We start from the raw sequence: 16,875 nt of genomic DNA, 5'->3' as shown, positions 1-16,875 counted from the left end.
AGAGGAATCGAGGGAAGATCATCCCCTTGCACCGATTGGTCCGGGGATTGCGCGTACTCGTGTCGCAGCGTAGCCACGGGCAGATACACGATCCGCCCAGACCAGGCAACGAGGCTGAAGACCAGCCCAAATGGAGCTGCTTTTTTGCGCGATCACGCTCCGTTATTGAGGGGTCCTGAGGGCCGATACAACCCGAACGCGTTTTAATGCCAGGCCCAAAAACTAACGCAAGGGGGTATTGGGTTTGAACCCCATCGGGGTGCCTGTAAGAATCAAGGACTTAGGGTGGCGAAGTGACAGGTTCTTGATGTGCGAATTCAGCCGCGCGATGGGCGATGACATTAAAGTCCGCACAAGCCAATGTTGTTCGCCCAAGTTCTCCTGCCGTACCTTGAGCGGAGAAACTCTTACCAACGGTGCCGCTGTCTCCGGTGCTAGCAAGTTGCTTGCACGGAGCGATTCGCATGGAGTTGGGTAAGACGCCAGGACAAATGCTGCGACGGCAATCGCGCTACGTCCAGCGGCGGTGATCACTCGCTTCCGAGACCACGCACGTGTCCCACGCTTGCAAGCGATAAGGCGGGATTTAGTGGCACGTGGCGACCGGAACCTCCTGGACGGCCCATTCGGCCCATTGCGGACTGACTCGATTCCACCGTAAGCACCTGGTTCGCGGAAGTCATTATTTGACTGGGTGTCAAAAAAATCCGTATCTTTAATTATGTTGGTGTCAATTGTTGCGGCGCCGTAGTGCATGCCCCCATGCCAGCCGCACAAGGACAGCACATCGCAGGCTGCTTCAGGCCGCGATCGAAGAGAAATTTACGGAGGAGTAATGAAACGAAGTCTGGCCATCGCCGGGACGCTGCTAGCGACCGGCGCGACCGCGCACGCTCAATCGTCTGTCACGCTGTACGGCGTGGCGGATGCGGGCATCGAATATCTGAATCACGTACCGAATGCCGCCAGGCAATCGTCCAGCCTCGTGCGCATGACGTCCGGCAACATTGCCGGTAGCCGTTGGGGTTTGCGTGGCGTGGAAGACCTGGGTGGTGGGCTGAAGGGCGTGTTCTTGCTCGAAGGCGGTATGGTGCTCGATACCGGCATGGCCGCACAAGGCGGGAGATTGTTTGGCCGCCGCGCCTATATTGGTCTGGACACACCATACGGGCAGATCACCATGGGGCGTCACCATAATCTGACGTTCGACCTGATCATCGGCTTCGATCCGATGTACTTTGCACCCAAGTATTCGTCGTACTCGCATGACACCTGGCTGGCAGGGCGTACCGACAATGCAGTGAAGTACACCGGCAAGTTTGGTGCGCTGACGGCCTCGGCGCTCTACAGCTTTGGCGTGGACTCGACGATCGCGAACGGCAGCGAAGTTCCGGGCAACAGCCGCGTCGGCAGGGAAATGAGCGCGGGCTTTTCCTATGGCATGGGCAAGTTCCGCGTTGCGGGTGTTTTCGACCAGCTCAATGGCACCTCCGCCGCGACCGCGGGGCGGACCGAGCGTCGCTACGTGGTTTCGGCAGCGGCCGACTTCGGCCCAGTATCGGCCTACTTCGGCTATCGGCGGCTGGTCAGCCAGATCCTGACATCAATGACCCGCACGGACCTGTTCTGGGCTGGTGGTACCTACAACTTCAAGCAGGCACTTGCGCTGACCGGCGCGGTGTACAAGACCAATGACCGCACCTCGGCGAAGGATCCGATGTCCTTGGTGATGTCTGCCGATTACCGGTTCTCGAAACGCACGGACGCCTATCTGACGGCCTCATACACCTTGAACAAGGGCGGCTCGGCGCTCGGTGCCAACGGGTACGACGGCTCCGTGATTGCCGGCGCCAATCAGTTCGGCGCCGTTGTTGGCCTGCGACACAACTTCTGATTGGTGTCGACCGGACGCGCCGGCTGGGTCGCGTCTTTCGGGTGTGCCGCCTTCGCGGCACACCTTTTCTTTCCGGCGCGGCGTAGTTCGCGGGGCCTCTGGAATTATTTGACAGCATATCAAATAAACACTAGATTATTGAGACGGTCGCATTTACGAAGGAGACAGCGTGAGCGAACAAGACAAGCCGCAAGTGACGGCAGGAATGCGAGGTGCCTCATGGGACGCCCGGCTGATGGACCGCCCCTATCAGATGGTGCCCTATGCATTGGGCACGGCCGATGGGCAGCGCACGCTCGGCTTTCTGTTCAGCCTCACTGGCAAGGAAAAGACGGTTGTATCCCTGATGCACCCGCGCGAAATGGCCATCACTCACTACCTGGTGCCGTTCGTGCTCGATGCCGGATGTGCTTGCTGGGTGCAGGGCCCGCGCTCGATCGGCAACGACCTGCGTCTGGAGCATGAGATCGCGCTGTTCGATGTCGCAGCCGGTATGACGCACCTGCGCGATCTTGGTTATGAAAAGATCGTGCTGCTTGGTAATTCGGGCGGCGCGGGCTTGTACACGTTCTACAACCAGCAGTCGCTGACGCCGCGTGAAATGCGTATTGCCCGCACGCCGGGTGGCCGCCCGACGAACCTGGGTGAACTGCATATGCCGGAAGTCGATGCGTTCATCCTTGTGTCGCCGCACCCGGGCCAGGGCAAGCTCCTGATGAGCGGCATTGACCCGTCGGTCACCGATGAAGACGATCCCATGCAGACGGACCCGACGCTCGATCCGTTCTCAAAGGCCAACGGGTTCGATGTGGAATCCGGCAAGGGCCGATACGCGCCCGACTTCATCGAACGATATCGCGCCGCACAGACCGAACGCGTCGCACGCATCGACGCACGCGCGAGGGCAATGCTGCGGGCCAAGCAGGAGGCCCGCAAGCAAGTGAAGTCCGGTGCCGGCACCGATGCTGACCGTCGGCTCGCAGCCCATGCCCCGATCTTCGAGGTCTGGCGTACCGACGCCGACCTGCGCTCATGGGACATCTCGCTGGACCCGTCCGATCGCAAGACCGGTTCTCTCTGGGGCAAGGATCCCTTTGTGTCCAACTGGGGAAGTGTGGGTTTTGGACGTGTTGTCACGCCGGAATCCTGGCTCTCTACCTGGTCGGGGCTGTCATCCAACGCGGCGCTGGACAAGACGATTGGCACGTTGCATCAGCCCACGCTGCTGCTCGAATACACCGGCGATCAATGCACGTTTCCGGCGGATATTCAGGCTATCTACGATCAGATCCCTGCGGCGCACAAGCAGCATATTCGTGTGCGCGGCAACCACCACGGCATGGCGTTGAGCCGCGAGGAGGAGCCCGGGCAGCGCATTGCCGGACGTCATATCGTCGAGTGGCTGCGGGAATCGATGGCCTGAGCGGCACCGCAGACGAACTATATAAATACAGAGGTAGACAACGATGCTGCAACCCACCCACGTACGCCCATCCGTGTTGCTCGATGGCGTGCGCTATCCCGATGAAGACCGCCTTCGCCGTTATGTCGGCGACGGTTACCTGACCGGCGAAACGCTGGTTGGCGCCTTCCGTCAATCGTTCCGCGATCACCATGATCGGCTGGCCCTGGTGGGGCCGGAGGGCGAGTTCACCTATCAGGAGTTGGACGAACGGACTGACCGACTCGGGGCGGCGCTGCTGGCCCTGGGCCTGCGGCCGCTCGACCGTGCGGTCTTTCAATGCGGCAACAGCAATGAGCTGCTGTTCGCATTTCTCGGATGCCTGAAGGCCGGCATCATCCCGCTGTGTTCGCTACAGGCATTCCGCAAGCTGGAAGTGGGTTACCTGGGCAACTTGTGCGAGGCACGCCTGCATTTCGTTCAGGGAGATGACCCCAAGTTCGACGACGTGGCGTTTGCCGAGGAGATGCAGGCGGAAGTACCAAGTTTCCAGTTCATCCTTCAGGCGCGCGGTGAGCGCCGCGGACGAGCCGTATTGCTGGCTGACTTGATCCGCGATATGCCGCTGGCGCGCGCCCAGGCGTTGTTGGCTGACGTCGACCACGAGCCGTTCCAGGCGGCGGTGTTCCAGTTGTCGGGTGGCACCACCGGTGTGCCGAAGATCATCCCGCGCTTTCAGAACGAGTATCTGTACAACATGCGCGCAGTGGCTGCATGCAACGGATATACGTCTGAAGACGTGCTGTTCTTCCCGACGCCGTACATGCATAACCTCAACATGGGCTGCTTCTTCGGTCCGTTTCTGTTGTGCGGCGCGAAGGTGACGGTGGCCCCGGATATCGGCGAGGAAACGCTGCAGTCCCTCGTTCGCAACTACGAACCGACCTGGTTCGGCGTTGCCGGGCCGATCCTGAATCGCATCGCGCCGGAACTGCTGCGTGGCACCGCGTCGGACAAGGCGCGACGCAACTTCATTGCCCCGAAGAACGCTGCCAACCTGACGCGCCTGACCGGATCGCCGACACATCACATCTTCGGCATGACAGAAGGCGTGATCATGTTCACGCGCCCGGAAGACCCTTCGGAGATTCGCGAGCAATCGATTGGTTATCCGGTATCTGATGCTGACGAAGTGCGGATCGTCCATCCCGGCACCGAAGACCCCGTGGCCGATGGCGAGGTTGGTGAAGCGTTGTTCCGGGGGCCGTACACCATCCGCGGCTATTACAAGTCCGAGAAAGAAGATGTCACGCGCTTTACCGCCGATGGCTTTTACCGCTCCGGCGACCTGATGTCTGCTCAGGTGGTTGACGGCAAGCGCTACTACTTCTTCCTCGGGCGGATCAAGGATGTCGTCGATCGCGGCGGTGAAAAGATCAATGCCGAAGAACTCGAGAACGTCATCAACCAGCACCCGTCGATCCTGGCGTCAGCGGTCGTTGGCATGCCAGACAAGGTCTACGGCGAGCGTGTCTGCGCCTTTGTGCTGCTCAAGCCGGCAGCGGCTTCGGGCCTGACACTGCCCGAGCTTGCCCAATACCTGCAGGAAGCCGGCCTCGCCAAGTTCAAGTGGCCTGAGCGGCTGGAAGTCATCCCGGAGTTTCCGCTGACGGCATCGGGCAAGCTCAGCAAGGTCCTGCTGCGTGACCGCATCGTCCAGATGCTGCGCGCCGAAGCGGAAAACGACACTGTTCACCACGCAAAGTGAAGAAGGAAGAGACATGAACCAATCCACGCAAGGCGCCCACGCCAACGTGCCCGTCGTTGCACTGCACGGCGTCCATCACACAGCGCGGCCCACCTGGAAACTTGCGGAAACGGTGCACTTCTACCGCGACCTGCTGGGCCTTCCGCTCGTGCATGCGATTTCGGCGAAAGGGTGGGGACCCGACAATCACGCGGACTTCCTGCATTTCTTCTTCGATAGCGGCAATGGCAGCACGATCGCCTTCTTCTACTACATCGGTACCGAGCGGCCCGACTGGCTGACCGTGCGCGAGCACTACCAGGACCGCGCCACGCACACCGCATGGCGAGTGCGCGACGAAGCCGAGTTGCTGCAGTGGCGCCAGCGCGTGGAGGCGGTGGGCATTCCCTTGCGCTACCAGATTCGCCACGAGGTCATCGAGTCGATCTATTTCAACGATCCGAACGGATACCCGATCGAGATCACCTGGCAGGTGCGCCCGTTCAGCGACGCCGACAAGCAGGATGCCGCGTTCACGATCGATTCCGCCATCGAACTCGAACGCGCGCGGGAGGAGGGCGCCGCCTTTGCATCGATCGAGCCGGTCTGGCAGCGCAAGGCGGAGCGTATCGAGCGCGCCGCGCCGAATGGCGAGAAGGCTTCGGTCTATGTACTCGATGTGCCCGAGTTTGCGCCGCTGATCGACGTGGCCCGTAAGACCGCTGGCTATCAGACCACGGCCATTGGCAATGGCTACGTGCGCATCGACGGCAATCCGGTACTGCAGTTCCGGCGCAAGGAGCTCGGCTTCAAGCCGGCGGTCTGGTACGGGGCGCTGACCGGCGGCCTGGCGGGCAGCATTCGCCAGTTCGACATGGATGCGCTCGTGGTGGCTCCGGGAGATGCGCAATGAAGGTGGCGATCATTGGTGGCGGACCGTCGGGGCTGTTCCTGTCGATCCTGCTCAAGGAGCGGATGGCGCAGGTCGACATCGACGTGTTCGAGCAGAACCCGGAGGATGCGACGTTTGGCTTCGGCGTTGTCCTGGCCGACACAGGCCTGTCGAATCTTCGGGCAGCTTCGCCGATCGTGGTGGACCGCCTGGCCAAGGCCATGCGGTTCAACGACCAGCATTCGATCGTTAGTCACGAGCATCCCATCGTCATGAAGAAGCCCGGTGCAGGTGGTGGTGCCATTCCCCGCATCAGTCTGCTGTCTGTACTGCAGCAGCGCGCAAAAGAGCTTGGCGTACGGGTGACGTACAACAAACGCATTGCCGATTTCGATGCACTCGATGCCGATCTCGTCGTCGGGGCGGATGGTATCGGCTCGCAATTGCGTACCGCCAATGAAGCGGCCTTTGGCACGACGCGCCGCACACTGACGAATCACTTCGCCTGGTTCGGCGTGGCAAAGCCCTTTGCGAGTCCGGCTCTGGTGTTTCGCAAGCACGAGGGTGGCTACTTTGTGGCCCACTATTACCCGTACTCCGATTCGATGAGCACATTCGTGGCCGAGTGCGACCACCAGACCTGGGTCGACTTCGGCATGGAAGAAATGAGTGCCGAAGCGCGGCAAGCGCTCTTCGAGAAAGTGTTTGCCCCGGAACTGGCTGGCCACGGATTGGTTTCGAACAATTCGATCTGGCGACAGTTCCCGGTGATCCTCAATGCCAACTGGCATGTCGGCAAGCAGGTCCTGATTGGCGATGCGCTGACCAGTGCGCATTTCTCGATCGGATCTGGCACCCGGATCGCGATGGAGGATGCCATGGCGTTGGCGGACGCCATCGTGGCGCACCCGGACGATGTCCCGGCCGCGCTGGAGCAGTACGAAGCCGTGCGCAAACCGGAAAAGGCCAAGCTGATCAGCGCTTCGGAGGCGTCGTATAACTGGTACGAGCGCATTCGGGAATGGATGGATCTTCCTACGCCGCACGAGTTCGTGTTTCGCTTTATGACGCGTACCGGCCGTATTGACGCGGAACGTCTGCGGGCTCAGTTTCCGGCGTTGATGGCCGAGTTGGCTGCCGGCGGAGTCGCGGCCGTGGCGGCAGAAGGGCAATCATGATGCGCGCCACGGAGTACGTGCTGAGCGAAAGCCCGTTCGTGGTGCGGCGTACCGTGCGTTGGGGCGACTGTGATCCGGCTGGTGTCGTCTATACCGGCCGCTTCACGGATTACCTGCTCGGCGCGGTTGGACTTTATACCGCGCACATGGCGGGCGGCGACGGCCGGCTGGGAGAGGTCCACGGCGTCGGTACCCCATGCAAGGCCATGCGTTTCGAATTCATCGGCACGCTTTGGCCGGATGACGTGATCGATATCACGTGCACGGTTGAAGCCATTCGGACCAGATCGTTCGATATCCGCTGCGTGGCCCGCCGACCCGACGGCGCCCCGGTCTTCGACGCCATGTTCTCGCCGATTTGCGTGCGGCTGGACCGGCGCGAAGGCACGCCGATTCCTGATTCGCTGCGCGCGGTGCTGAACCGCTTTCTGTCGCCAGCGCTCTGAACTGTTTCTGGAAACAACAATGTCGAAGTACCGAATCGGGCAAATCGTGCCCAGCTCCAACATCACGATGGAGCGCGAAGTCCCTGCCATCTTCAATGCCCGCATGCAGGTGCTCCCAGAGCAGTTCAGTTTCCACGCGAGCCGCGTGCGCATGCATCGCGTGGTGGCTGAGGAACTGGAGAGGATGAACCGGGACATGGGCCGCTGCGCGCTGGAACTGGCCGACGCCCGCGTGGATGTCATGAGCACGGCGTGCCTGGTGGCCACCATGTGCATGGGTAACGGTTATCACCGTCAGGTCATTGAGGAACTCGGTGCCGCCATCGGGGACGCGCCGTATCGCCCGCAGATCATGACATCGGCCGGCGCGCTGGTGGAGGAACTGAAGGACTTCGGCGCCCGGCGCATTTCATTGATGGCCCCGTACAGCGATGCCCTGACGAAAACCGTCGTCGAGTACATCGAGCAAGAAGGCATCGAAGTGAAGGATGTCATCAATTTCTCGATCCTCGACAACCTTGAGGTTGGAGAGCGGGATCCGCTACGACTGCTCGAAGACGTGAAACGGTTGGACACCAAGGGTGTGGACACCGTGGTCCTGTCCGCCTGCGTGCAGATGCCGTCGCTGGCGGCGCTCGAGCCCGCTCAGCAAGCGCTTGGCATTCCGGTGACGTCGACGGCAGCCTGTACCGTGAGGCAGATGCTGCGCAGGCTCGGCCTGGAAGCCACGGCGCCGGGCGCAGGCGCCTATCTGGGCAGCCAGACCGGACTGCGCTGAGCCCCTGCGCAAACCACAAGGCGGCCGCCCACGTAAGGCGCCGCCATGACCACGGAGACCGTGATATGCATGACGCCCCCCAAGTATTGCCCCGTGCTGCCGGCTGGATTTACGTTAGCGTGATCCTCGGTGCCGCCCTCGGGATGCTGGCTGGATACGCCCCTTTGTTCAATGCCACGGCTGGCGTCTTCGTCAGGCCGCTGGCCGCTGAGTTCGGCTGGGGACGCTCGCAGGCGTCCCTGTCGTATGCGGCGTCGATGTTCGGGCTGGCCGTTGTCAGCCCCATCGTTGGCGCCATGATGGACCGTTTCGGTGTTCGTCGGGTGATCGTGTGTTCGGCGATCGTCTTTGGCCTGGCCACTGCCGCGATGTCACTGCAAAACGGCAGCATGTTGATGTGGGTGGCGCTCTCGGTTGTTGTCGGCGTGTCCGGTGCGGCGACCTCGGTGCTGGGCTACCTTGCAGTGCTGCCCCAGTGGTTCGATCGTCGTCTGGGCCTCGCGCTGGGCATTGCGATGTGTGGCCTCGGGGCTGGCACCGTCATCCTGCCGATCACGGCGCAGTTTCTGGTCACGACATTCGGCTGGCGTATGGCCTATGTGGGTCTGGGTGTTGGCTCGGTCGCGCTTTCGTTGGTGGCCTGCGGGCTATTGCGGGAGCGGTTCTCCGGTAGTCGTGGGGTAAAGCATGTGCCGGAAGGTGTAGCGCTGGCTGTGGCGATGCGTAGCTACCGGCTTTGGGCGATCTGGCTGGTGTTCGTATTGAGTTCTGCGGCCACCTTGTCGCTGGGGCCGCATCTCCCATCGCTGTTCGCGGATCGCGGCTTCGATGCGGCCATGGCTGCGCGGAGCGCCTCGATGGTCGGCGTTGGGCTCCTCGTCGGGCGTCTGCTCACCGGGCTACTGATCGACAAAATCCATGCGCCACTGGTGGCAAGCGTCTTCTTCGTCGGGGGCGCGGTCGGGGTATTCCTGCTGCGCGGGACTCACGACTACGCCGCGTTGCTGGTGGCAACCACGCTCATCGGCCTGACTATTGGGGCGGAGGGCGACCTGATTTCCTATCTGGTCCGGTCATACTTCGGTCTGGCCTCGTTTGGCTCGCTGTTTGGCATTGCCTTCTCCGGCTACGGCTTGGGTGCAGTCATCGGTCCGATCGGGCTGGGCGCCTGGTTCGATCGGCATGGCAGCTACGATGTGCCGTTGCTGATCCTGCCCTGCATGCTGCTGGCTGCCGCCGCGCTGGTCCTGTCTCTCGGACGCTACAGAGCTGGCGCGAAAGGGCAGGACGTAACGGCGGTGGCGTCAGCCTAGGGGTACGCGGTGGATGGCATGCGGGGTGATCGGGGATAGAATTGGCATACCACCAATTTCTAGTCGGTCTGATCGTCCAACGCCCATGCCTGCCGCCCGTAAGTCGCCCGCTGCCAAGGTTGCCGCACAGCCCACGCCCAATCCGGTGCCGCGTCGACGCGGCCGACCACCGAAAACGGAGTCCCCGATCGGCGCCGAGCCCATGCTCAGCCGCACGACGATCCTGCAGCATGCGATCAAGCTGACGAAGACCTTGCCGCTGGACCAGATCTCGATGGTCCAGCTTGCCAAGGACTTTGGCGTGGCACCGGGGCTGATCCACTATTACCTTGGTGGCCGCGATCAACTGGTGTCAGGTGTACTGAACGATTACTATCGCCAGCGCACCCTGCGGATCCCGCCTTTGACGGGCGACTGGCGCGCGGACGTCGAGCGCATCGCGCGGCTCAGTTTCCAGGTGGCAGTGGAAAACCCCGGCGTCAGCAACTATGTGGCGTCGCATAACCGGTACCGTCTGTTCCAGGATGTGCAGCCGGGCGAAACCGACTATGGCCTGGAGTTCTTCAACCGGATGACATCGGCGATCATGCAGGGCGGTTTTTCCGCCGAGCAAGTCGCCTTGGGTTACCACTTGCTGGCGCAGTACCTCGTCGCGGCAAGCATGGCGGAAGCCTCGCGCCAACTGCCTGCCTATCACCAGGCATTTATTCAGAACAAGCTGGATTCGGTATCGGCCGAGCAGTATCCCGGTGCGCGCTTTGTCAGCCGATCGTTCTCGCAACTGTCCTCCGATACCGCCTTTGAAGAAGGACTTCGCATTACGCTCGACGGCATCGCTGCCTGGCAGCGCGAAGCAAAACCTGCGAAGAAAAGAAGCGCGCGTTCCGCGTAACCGGTAGGACGGGGGCCCCCACTTTCTCGATGCCACCTCGCTAGTGGTATCTACTTATTTGAGATGCAGTCAATAAAACTACAATCATTATTTGACGGTATATCAAATAAGTGCCGCGACGATGACGTCGCCGGTACGCCAGACGTGGAGACAACATGAAACGCCCCTTTCTCGCACTGACGTTGCTAGCCTTGGCCCTGCCGGCCGTTGCCAGCACGTATCCAGACAAGATGGTTCGGATTCTCGTGCCATCAATTGCGGGTAGCGCGCCGGATATCATCGCCCGGCAGGTTGCCGAACGCCTGACCAGCGCCTGGAAGCAGCAGGTGATTGTGGAGAACAAGCCCGGCGGTAACGGCATCGTCGCGATGAGCGCGCTCAAGCAGGCGCCGGCCGACGGGTACACGCTTGTGCTGTTTCACGCAGCGGCGGCTGTCACGACGCCCGTCATGTACAAGGAAGCGAAATTCGATATCCAGCGCGACACGGAAGTGGCTGCGACGCTGGCGTACACGCCGATGATGTTCGTGACCGGCCCCGCGACGCCCTACAAAATTCTTGGCGATGTCATCAAGGACGCCAGGGCACGTCCTGACGACGTCGTGATCGGAAGTCCGACCCGTGGCTCCGTTCCCCATCTCACGGCGGAGATGATGGGGCAGTTGCAAAAGGCAAAGTTCCGGCAGGTGAGTTTCAGCGGCACAACTCAAGCCATCCAGGCTGTGGTGAAGGGCGATATCCCGGTCTATGTCGATGGCATCGCGCCGCTCGTGCCCCTGGTGCGTGGCGGTCGCCTGAAGGCGCTTGCCGTGACTTCGGATGTGAACCTGCCCGGTCTGGAGGGCATTCCGCTGGCCAAGGACGTCGCGCCCGGTCTTGTCGCCAAGGGCTGGTTCACGATCTTCGCGCCCAAGGGGACGCCAGCGCCGGTGCTGGATCGCGTCAACGCTGCCGTCAACCAGTCGTTGACGCAGCAGCCGTTTGTCGATCGGCTCAAGGACCTGGGCACGTATCCAATGCCGATGTCGCGGCCGGAAGGCGCAAGGTTCATCGAGGCCGAGAAGCTCCGTTGGGAGAAGGTGATTTCGGACGCCGGCGTGAAGCCGGAATGATGCCGATCCAGTGCTGATCTTCCTTCGGAGAACATATGCGTGATCTTTTTTCCCGGGCAGGGACCGGCCCGGTCATCGGCTTCCGCCTGTTTTGTGCGGGAGCATGCGCGGCGCTCGCCGTCCTGGCTTCGACTTCCTATGCAGATTCGATCGGACAGCCGCACAGTACCTCGGCGGCGCAGTCCGGCGCCAGCCTCGTACTGCTGGGAACGGCCGGCGGCCGGACCTCCTGGCGAGGTTCGCAGTCTGCGGGAATCGCTTCCGCGGTAGTGGTCAATGGCCAGGTCTACCTTGTCGATTTCGGCGCGGGCTGGCTGCGACGCTACTTCCAGGCGGGCTTGGGCGCGCCGCCACCAGGACGCGGCCTCGAAACATTACGAGCGGCATTTATCACGCATTTGCACGCCGACCACATCGTGGACTATCCGTCGCTCGTCCTGTTTGGTGCGTCGGACGGCTTGGCCGAACGGCGTCAGAAACTCAAGGTGATCGGGCCCGGCTCACGCGGAAAACTCCCGCCCGCGAGCGGTGGCAACGACGGGGTGGCGGATGTCGTGGCACCCGAGCAGCCGATGCCTGGCACGGTTGCCATGACCGAGGCGCTGTACCGTGCGTTCGCCGCGGACATCAACGACAACATTCTGGATAGCCGCAAGCCGAATCCCCATAGCCGCGTCGATGTGATGGATATCACGCTGCCTGCAGGCCTTGACGTTGATCCTGATCGCGATCCCGCGCCGGCGATGGCTCCGTTCGAGATCTACCGTGACGAGAACGTCAGGGTGACGGCAATACTGGTGAACCATGCCCCCGTCTATCCGGCATTCGCATTTCGGTTCGACACCTCGACTGGGTCCGTTGTCTTCTCAGGCGATACCAGCCCTGACCCGAATCTGATTCGGTTGGCGCAAGGTGCCGATGTGCTGGTGCATGAGGTGATCGACACCGCCTGGGTGGATTCCCTGTACCCGAAGCCCCGGAGCGCGGCAGAGGAAGCCAAGGCGCACCATCTTGTTCATGCGCATACCGCCGCATCGGATGTCGGTGCCGTCGCCGAAGCGGCTCACGTCAAGACCCTCGTCCTGTCGCATCTGGCGCCCGCCGACAGCGATCCCCACCGATGGGCAGCAGCCAGCCAAGGCTTTTCGGGGAAGGTGATCGTTGGTCGCGATCTCCTGTGGATTCCTCTTGTGCCTGCTGCACCGGAATCGAAACTGCGCGCGGGTAGCACCCCCTAGCTTTCCAGATTTTTTCCTATGGCAACTGCGCGCCCTCGGCGTGCGGCCTGCGCTCGTCCCGACGGCGAGGCTGAAGATGCCTGCAAGCCAGATGTATCACGACAACAAAGGAGATAGTGGTGAAATTGAATCGTTTTGCAGCAGTTGCCCTGGCCGCGTGCTCGGGTTCCGCATTGGCCCAGTCGAGCGTTACGCTCTACGGGGTGGTCGACGCAAGCATCGAGTACGTGAACCACGTGGGCGCGGTGCCCACAGCGGCCAATGGCTTCAATCCAGGGCCGGGGCGTGACGTCGTTCGCATGAATTCGGGCGGCTTGTCCGGTTCCCGTTGGGGTATCCGCGGCGTTGAGGACCTCGGCGCAGGGACGCAAGCTGTATTTGTGCTCGAAAATGGATTCAGCGGTGACACCGGCACGATGCAGCAGTCTAGCCGACTGTTCGGTCGGCAGGCCTTTGTGGGGATAAAGAACGCGACCTATGGCCAGATCAGTCTGGGGCGCCAATACACCTCGTTGTTCGACAGCATCGTAAACTTTGTGCCGGCGTACTTTGCCACGCAGTACGAGCCGATCACGCTCTTTACCGGTGCGAACTTCCGTGAAGACAATACGATCAAGTACACCTTGAATGCGGGCCAGTTCACCGGCGTTGCGCATTATTCCTTTGGCACTGGTCTGGCTTTGCCGCAGACTGTGCAGACAGGCCTGGCGATCGGTGGCAATGGCGAAGTACCGGGTCAGGCGCGAAGAGACAGTGCTTATGGCGCGTCTCTGTCCTACGCTGGCGGTTCGCTGTGGGCGGCCATCGCGTACGACCAGTTCAATCCCACCATTGGCACGACAACCAGCGCGAGCAGTGGCAGTTTCAAGAAGGCGACGGCGGCGCTGAGCTACAGCCTGCCTTGGGGGCGCATCATGGGTGGCTATCGTTGGGGGCAAAACAAGACACCGGCGGGCGCGACAATCGGGCGAGATGACTTCTTCTGGGTTGGTGGCATATATCAGGTAGGGCCGGCGCTCAGTCTCACGCTCGAGTACGACTATGACAAGGTCCGGAATGTATTCGGTAACACGAGCGTCGCTAATCCCTGGCAGGTGAACCTGATTGCCGATTACAGCTTCTCGAAGCGAACGGATGTGTACCTGTCGGCCGCCTACGCAAAAAATGCAGGTTTGATGCTTGACTCTGCGCTGATTGCCTATGCGAATAGCCTCTCGCTCGGTAACAGCTATGTGCTTGGCAACGGCAACTCGTCGATGGTGGGTGTGTCGGTTGGCGTTCGTCACAAATTCTGACGCACCCGAACACATACCGTCCGATCCCGTGCTGCCGATTGTTGGCAGGCGCAATCGGACGGAAATGCAGCGGCATCCCAGCGTCGTCAGTCGGCCAGAGTGCTCGACGCTGCGTCCTTCCGACGGCCGCTGGATTGCGTATGGCTACACTGCTTCTCACTATTTGGCTGTTCGCGCTCGCGCTCCTCAGCTCTGGCTGTTGCCGGGGGCTGTCGGCCGTGCGGCATGTCTGGAGCATAGTCATCGACGTTCGAGATGAAGTGCTATGGTAAGGTCGCTACGATGAGTTCCTAGACTTCAACATGTGGTGCATGGGCGAGCACTTTTGTGCTGGTCGAAGAGAGTGAGGCAGTGTGAGTGATGCCAAACAGGACGCGCAGCGCGCGCTTCGGGCTGACAGAGTTTCAATCAGCAGGGCTTTGCGCCTGAGTGTGCCGCCAGAAGCCAGGCCGGCCCCGGTCAACATGAAGGACTGGATTCGGCAACGGAAAGAGCAATTGCAAGCTGCCCGTGCCGCAGCCAAGCAAAGGCGTGATCTGCTAAAAGCCGAAATCCTGTCGGCGGCGCAAGACGTTGCCCGAGAGGAACGTATTGCCGCACGGCAGGAGGCCGTGCGCCGGAAAGCGGAAGCCAGGACCGCACGAACCTACGCGCGGGAGGACGCACGCGCTATTGTCGAATTCGAGCGCGGCAAAAAAACCCGCCCGGAGTCAAAGCCAAAGACGCTTGCCCAGGAGAAGCACAAGCTGGTCTCTTACGCGGATCTGCTGCGAATGCGTGGGTGATTCCTGGACAACGACGTCGGTTTGGTGAGCGGGCAGGTTTTGGTGCCTAGTCGACACGAAAGCGTTCCAGGGACTCCCCAACATTGAAGGCTGCGTTGAAGCGATTCTGGCACTGGCCGGAGTCTGACGATGGAGTAGAGCTATTGAGCCGCCCAACTGGGCGGCTTTTTGTTCGCCGGCGCCGCATCAGGCGAGACAGGCAGGGGGTGATACACCCGGAACTTTCGGTACCAATATGATTGACATGGTACCGAAATGGGACTTACATTGCCTTCAGACCTAAAACAAGGCGATGGAGACAGAATGGCCCCCCAGGCATCCGCCCGATACGGCTGCGCCACGATTGCGCAGCTCTACACCTCTGCTTTTCGTGCTTGTCCCCAGGCCTTGGCGCTGGTCGAGGACGGTGTGACACTCACCTATGAAGCGTTGGCCCGGCGCTCGTACCGCATGGCCAGGTTGTTCCATGCACGCGGCCTTGAACGTCAGGATGTCGTGGCCTTTCTGGTGGGCAATCGAGTCGAGGCAGTCGTGGCGATCATCGCGGCGCAGCTTGCAGGACTCAAGGCGGTTTCATTGCATCCGATGGCGTCGGAGGAGGACCACGCCTTCGTGCTTGGCGACGCCGGTGTGAAAGCGCTGGTGGTCGACGATGCGCGTTTCGCGGCGCGCGCGCAGGTCCTGCAGGCGCGTGTTGCAAACGTGCTGATGATGCCGCTGGACGACGGCGTGCTCGGTGCTGGTCTCGCGAGTCAGGCGGCGGCCATGGACGACGCGGAGCTCGAACCGGGCGACGACGCCGCGGAGATCAGCAAGATCTCATACACCGGCGGTACCACGGGTCGCTCCAAGGGCATCCTCCATACGCACCGCACGGTGGTGACGATGCTGCAGGCCATGCTGGCGACGTATGAATGGCCGCAGCAGATCCGCTATCTGGTGACCACGCCGATTTCACATGCTTCGGGCAGCCTGATCCTGCCGACGCTTTTGCGCGGCGGTACCGTGTACCTGTGTGACAAGTTCACCCCGTCTGACTTTGTGACGCGGGTAGCAACGCATCGCATCAATCTGACCTTTCTGGTGCCAACGCAGATCTACGCCTTGCTGGATCACGCTGGCCTCGCGGAGGCGGACTTGTCCAGCCTGGAGCTGGTGCTGTATGGCGCCTCGCCGATTGCGCCGTCTCGCCTGCAGGAAGCACTGAACAGGATTGGCCCGGTATTCGGCCAGGTCTACGGTCAGGCCGAGGCGCCGATGACCATCAGCTATCTGTCCAAGCGCGACCATGACTTGTCTCGCTCGCACCTGCTGAGCTCATGCGGCAAGGTCATGGTCGGCAATCAGGTCAAGTTGTTAGACAGTGCGAGGCGAGAAGTGGCGGTCGGCGAAGTCGGCGAGTTGTGCGTGCGCGGTCCGCTGGTGATGGATGGTTATCTCAACCGGCCCGAAGAGAACGAGAAAGTATTCGCTGGCGACTGGCTGCATACCGGTGACATGGCGCGCCGCGATGCGGCGGGCTACCTCTACATCGTCGATCGTGCCAAGGACATGATCATCACCGGTGGGTTCAACGTTTATCCGAGCGAGGTTGAACATTGCCTGGCACAACACCCGGCCATCGCCATGTCCGCGGTGTTCGGTGTGCCCGACGAGAAGTGGGGCGAATCTGTCACGGCCATTGTGGTGCCGAAGCCAGGACAGGGACCAGATGCGGGCGAGCTTATCGAGTTCGTCAAGAGCAGGAAAGGCGTGGTCAATGCGCCCAAGACGGTGATCTTCGCGGAGCAGTTGCCGATGACGGCGCTTGGCAAGATCGACCGCAAGGCCATCCGCGGCAGCTACTGGAACGGCAAAGACCGACAAGTAGCCTGAAGTCGCAGCGGCACCGGCCATGAAGGTG

General features: G+C 61.5%; 14 protein-coding genes. All 14 read left to right on the top strand.

Going from position 1 to position 16,875, the window contains the following annotated elements:
• Positions 1–835: 835 nt before the first annotated feature.
• The 14 genes from B2246_RS10750 to B2246_RS10685 all read left to right on the top strand — a co-directional run bounded on the left by B2246_RS10750 (position 836) and on the right by B2246_RS10685 (position 16,847).
• Entirely contained in the window at positions 836–1,894 is a 1,059-nt protein-coding gene (locus B2246_RS10750; RefSeq protein ID WP_008651422.1) for a porin, read from the top strand.
• 235 nt (positions 1,895–2,129) lie between these two features.
• The gene (locus B2246_RS10745; RefSeq protein ID WP_411860106.1) at positions 2,130–3,317 is read left to right on the top strand and encodes an alpha/beta hydrolase; all 1,188 of its coding nucleotides are present in this window, start codon (positions 2,130–2,132) and stop codon (positions 3,315–3,317) included.
• A gap of 43 nt (positions 3,318–3,360) precedes the next feature.
• Positions 3,361–5,064 (top strand): AMP-binding protein, encoded by a 1,704-nt coding sequence (locus tag B2246_RS10740; RefSeq protein ID WP_286880395.1) that lies wholly within the window; start codon positions 3,361–3,363, stop codon positions 5,062–5,064.
• A gap of 13 nt (positions 5,065–5,077) precedes the next feature.
• On the top strand, positions 5,078–5,956 hold the full coding sequence (locus B2246_RS10735; RefSeq protein ID WP_035884456.1) for a VOC family protein: 879 nt from the start codon (positions 5,078–5,080) through the stop codon (positions 5,954–5,956).
• Entirely contained in the window at positions 5,953–7,113 is a 1,161-nt protein-coding gene (locus B2246_RS10730) for an FAD-dependent monooxygenase (RefSeq protein ID WP_286880392.1), read from the top strand. The genes B2246_RS10735 and B2246_RS10730 overlap by 4 nt, the downstream gene beginning before the upstream one ends.
• Entirely contained in the window at positions 7,110–7,559 is a 450-nt protein-coding gene (locus tag B2246_RS10725) for an acyl-CoA thioesterase (protein WP_008651429.1), read from the top strand. Before B2246_RS10730 ends, B2246_RS10725 begins: the two co-directional genes overlap by 4 nt.
• Before the next feature lie 19 nt (positions 7,560–7,578).
• Positions 7,579–8,337: a maleate cis-trans isomerase family protein gene (locus tag B2246_RS10720; protein ID WP_008651431.1), complete on the top strand. Its 759-nt coding sequence runs from the start codon at positions 7,579–7,581 to the stop codon at positions 8,335–8,337.
• A 65-nt stretch (positions 8,338–8,402) separates the two neighbouring features.
• Positions 8,403–9,650 (top strand): MFS transporter, encoded by a 1,248-nt coding sequence (locus B2246_RS10715; protein ID WP_008651433.1) that lies wholly within the window; start codon positions 8,403–8,405, stop codon positions 9,648–9,650.
• A gap of 202 nt (positions 9,651–9,852) precedes the next feature.
• Positions 9,853–10,542, top strand: coding sequence for a TetR/AcrR family transcriptional regulator (locus B2246_RS10710; RefSeq protein ID WP_008651435.1), 690 nt, complete (start codon positions 9,853–9,855; stop codon positions 10,540–10,542).
• 155 nt (positions 10,543–10,697) lie between these two features.
• Complete coding sequence (locus B2246_RS10705) at positions 10,698–11,654, top strand: Bug family tripartite tricarboxylate transporter substrate binding protein (protein ID WP_008651437.1); 957 nt, start codon at positions 10,698–10,700, stop codon at positions 11,652–11,654.
• Positions 11,655–11,689: 35 nt separating this feature from the next.
• Positions 11,690–12,892: an MBL fold metallo-hydrolase gene (locus B2246_RS10700; RefSeq protein WP_008651439.1), complete on the top strand. Its 1,203-nt coding sequence runs from the start codon at positions 11,690–11,692 to the stop codon at positions 12,890–12,892.
• Between the two features lie 119 nt (positions 12,893–13,011).
• Positions 13,012–14,187, top strand: a complete 1,176-nt coding sequence (locus B2246_RS10695) for a porin (RefSeq protein ID WP_286880386.1) — start codon at positions 13,012–13,014, stop codon at positions 14,185–14,187.
• Between the two features lie 353 nt (positions 14,188–14,540).
• Positions 14,541–14,972, top strand: coding sequence for a hypothetical protein (locus tag B2246_RS10690; RefSeq protein ID WP_008651442.1), 432 nt, complete (start codon positions 14,541–14,543; stop codon positions 14,970–14,972).
• Between the two features lie 303 nt (positions 14,973–15,275).
• Positions 15,276–16,847, top strand: a complete 1,572-nt coding sequence (locus B2246_RS10685; RefSeq protein ID WP_186426080.1) for an AMP-binding protein — start codon at positions 15,276–15,278, stop codon at positions 16,845–16,847.
• The last annotated feature ends 28 nt before the right edge of the window (positions 16,848–16,875 follow it).

This window comes from Cupriavidus sp. UBA2010 (assembly GCF_002335265.1).
GTDB classification, from domain to species: domain Bacteria; phylum Pseudomonadota; class Gammaproteobacteria; order Burkholderiales; family Burkholderiaceae; genus Cupriavidus; species Cupriavidus metallidurans.
The sequence above is the reverse complement of the archived record's forward strand: the minus strand, read 5'-3'. Positions and strand labels throughout refer to the sequence as shown.

Coding starts and splice junctions, on each gene's coding strand:
- B2246_RS10750 (WP_008651422.1), top strand. CDS start 836: ATGAAACGAAGTCTGGCCATCGCCGGGACGCTGCTAGCGACCGGCGCG.
- B2246_RS10745 (WP_411860106.1), top strand. CDS start 2,130: ATGGACCGCCCCTATCAGATGGTGCCCTATGCATTGGGCACGGCCGAT.
- B2246_RS10740 (WP_286880395.1), top strand. CDS start 3,361: ATGCTGCAACCCACCCACGTACGCCCATCCGTGTTGCTCGATGGCGTG.
- B2246_RS10735 (WP_035884456.1), top strand. CDS start 5,078: ATGAACCAATCCACGCAAGGCGCCCACGCCAACGTGCCCGTCGTTGCA.
- B2246_RS10730 (WP_286880392.1), top strand. CDS start 5,953: ATGAAGGTGGCGATCATTGGTGGCGGACCGTCGGGGCTGTTCCTGTCG.
- B2246_RS10725 (WP_008651429.1), top strand. CDS start 7,110: ATGATGCGCGCCACGGAGTACGTGCTGAGCGAAAGCCCGTTCGTGGTG.
- B2246_RS10720 (WP_008651431.1), top strand. CDS start 7,579: ATGTCGAAGTACCGAATCGGGCAAATCGTGCCCAGCTCCAACATCACG.
- B2246_RS10715 (WP_008651433.1), top strand. CDS start 8,403: ATGCATGACGCCCCCCAAGTATTGCCCCGTGCTGCCGGCTGGATTTAC.
- B2246_RS10710 (WP_008651435.1), top strand. CDS start 9,853: ATGCTCAGCCGCACGACGATCCTGCAGCATGCGATCAAGCTGACGAAG.
- B2246_RS10705 (WP_008651437.1), top strand. CDS start 10,698: ATGAAACGCCCCTTTCTCGCACTGACGTTGCTAGCCTTGGCCCTGCCG.
- B2246_RS10700 (WP_008651439.1), top strand. CDS start 11,690: ATGCGTGATCTTTTTTCCCGGGCAGGGACCGGCCCGGTCATCGGCTTC.
- B2246_RS10685 (WP_186426080.1), top strand. CDS start 15,276: ATGGCCCCCCAGGCATCCGCCCGATACGGCTGCGCCACGATTGCGCAG.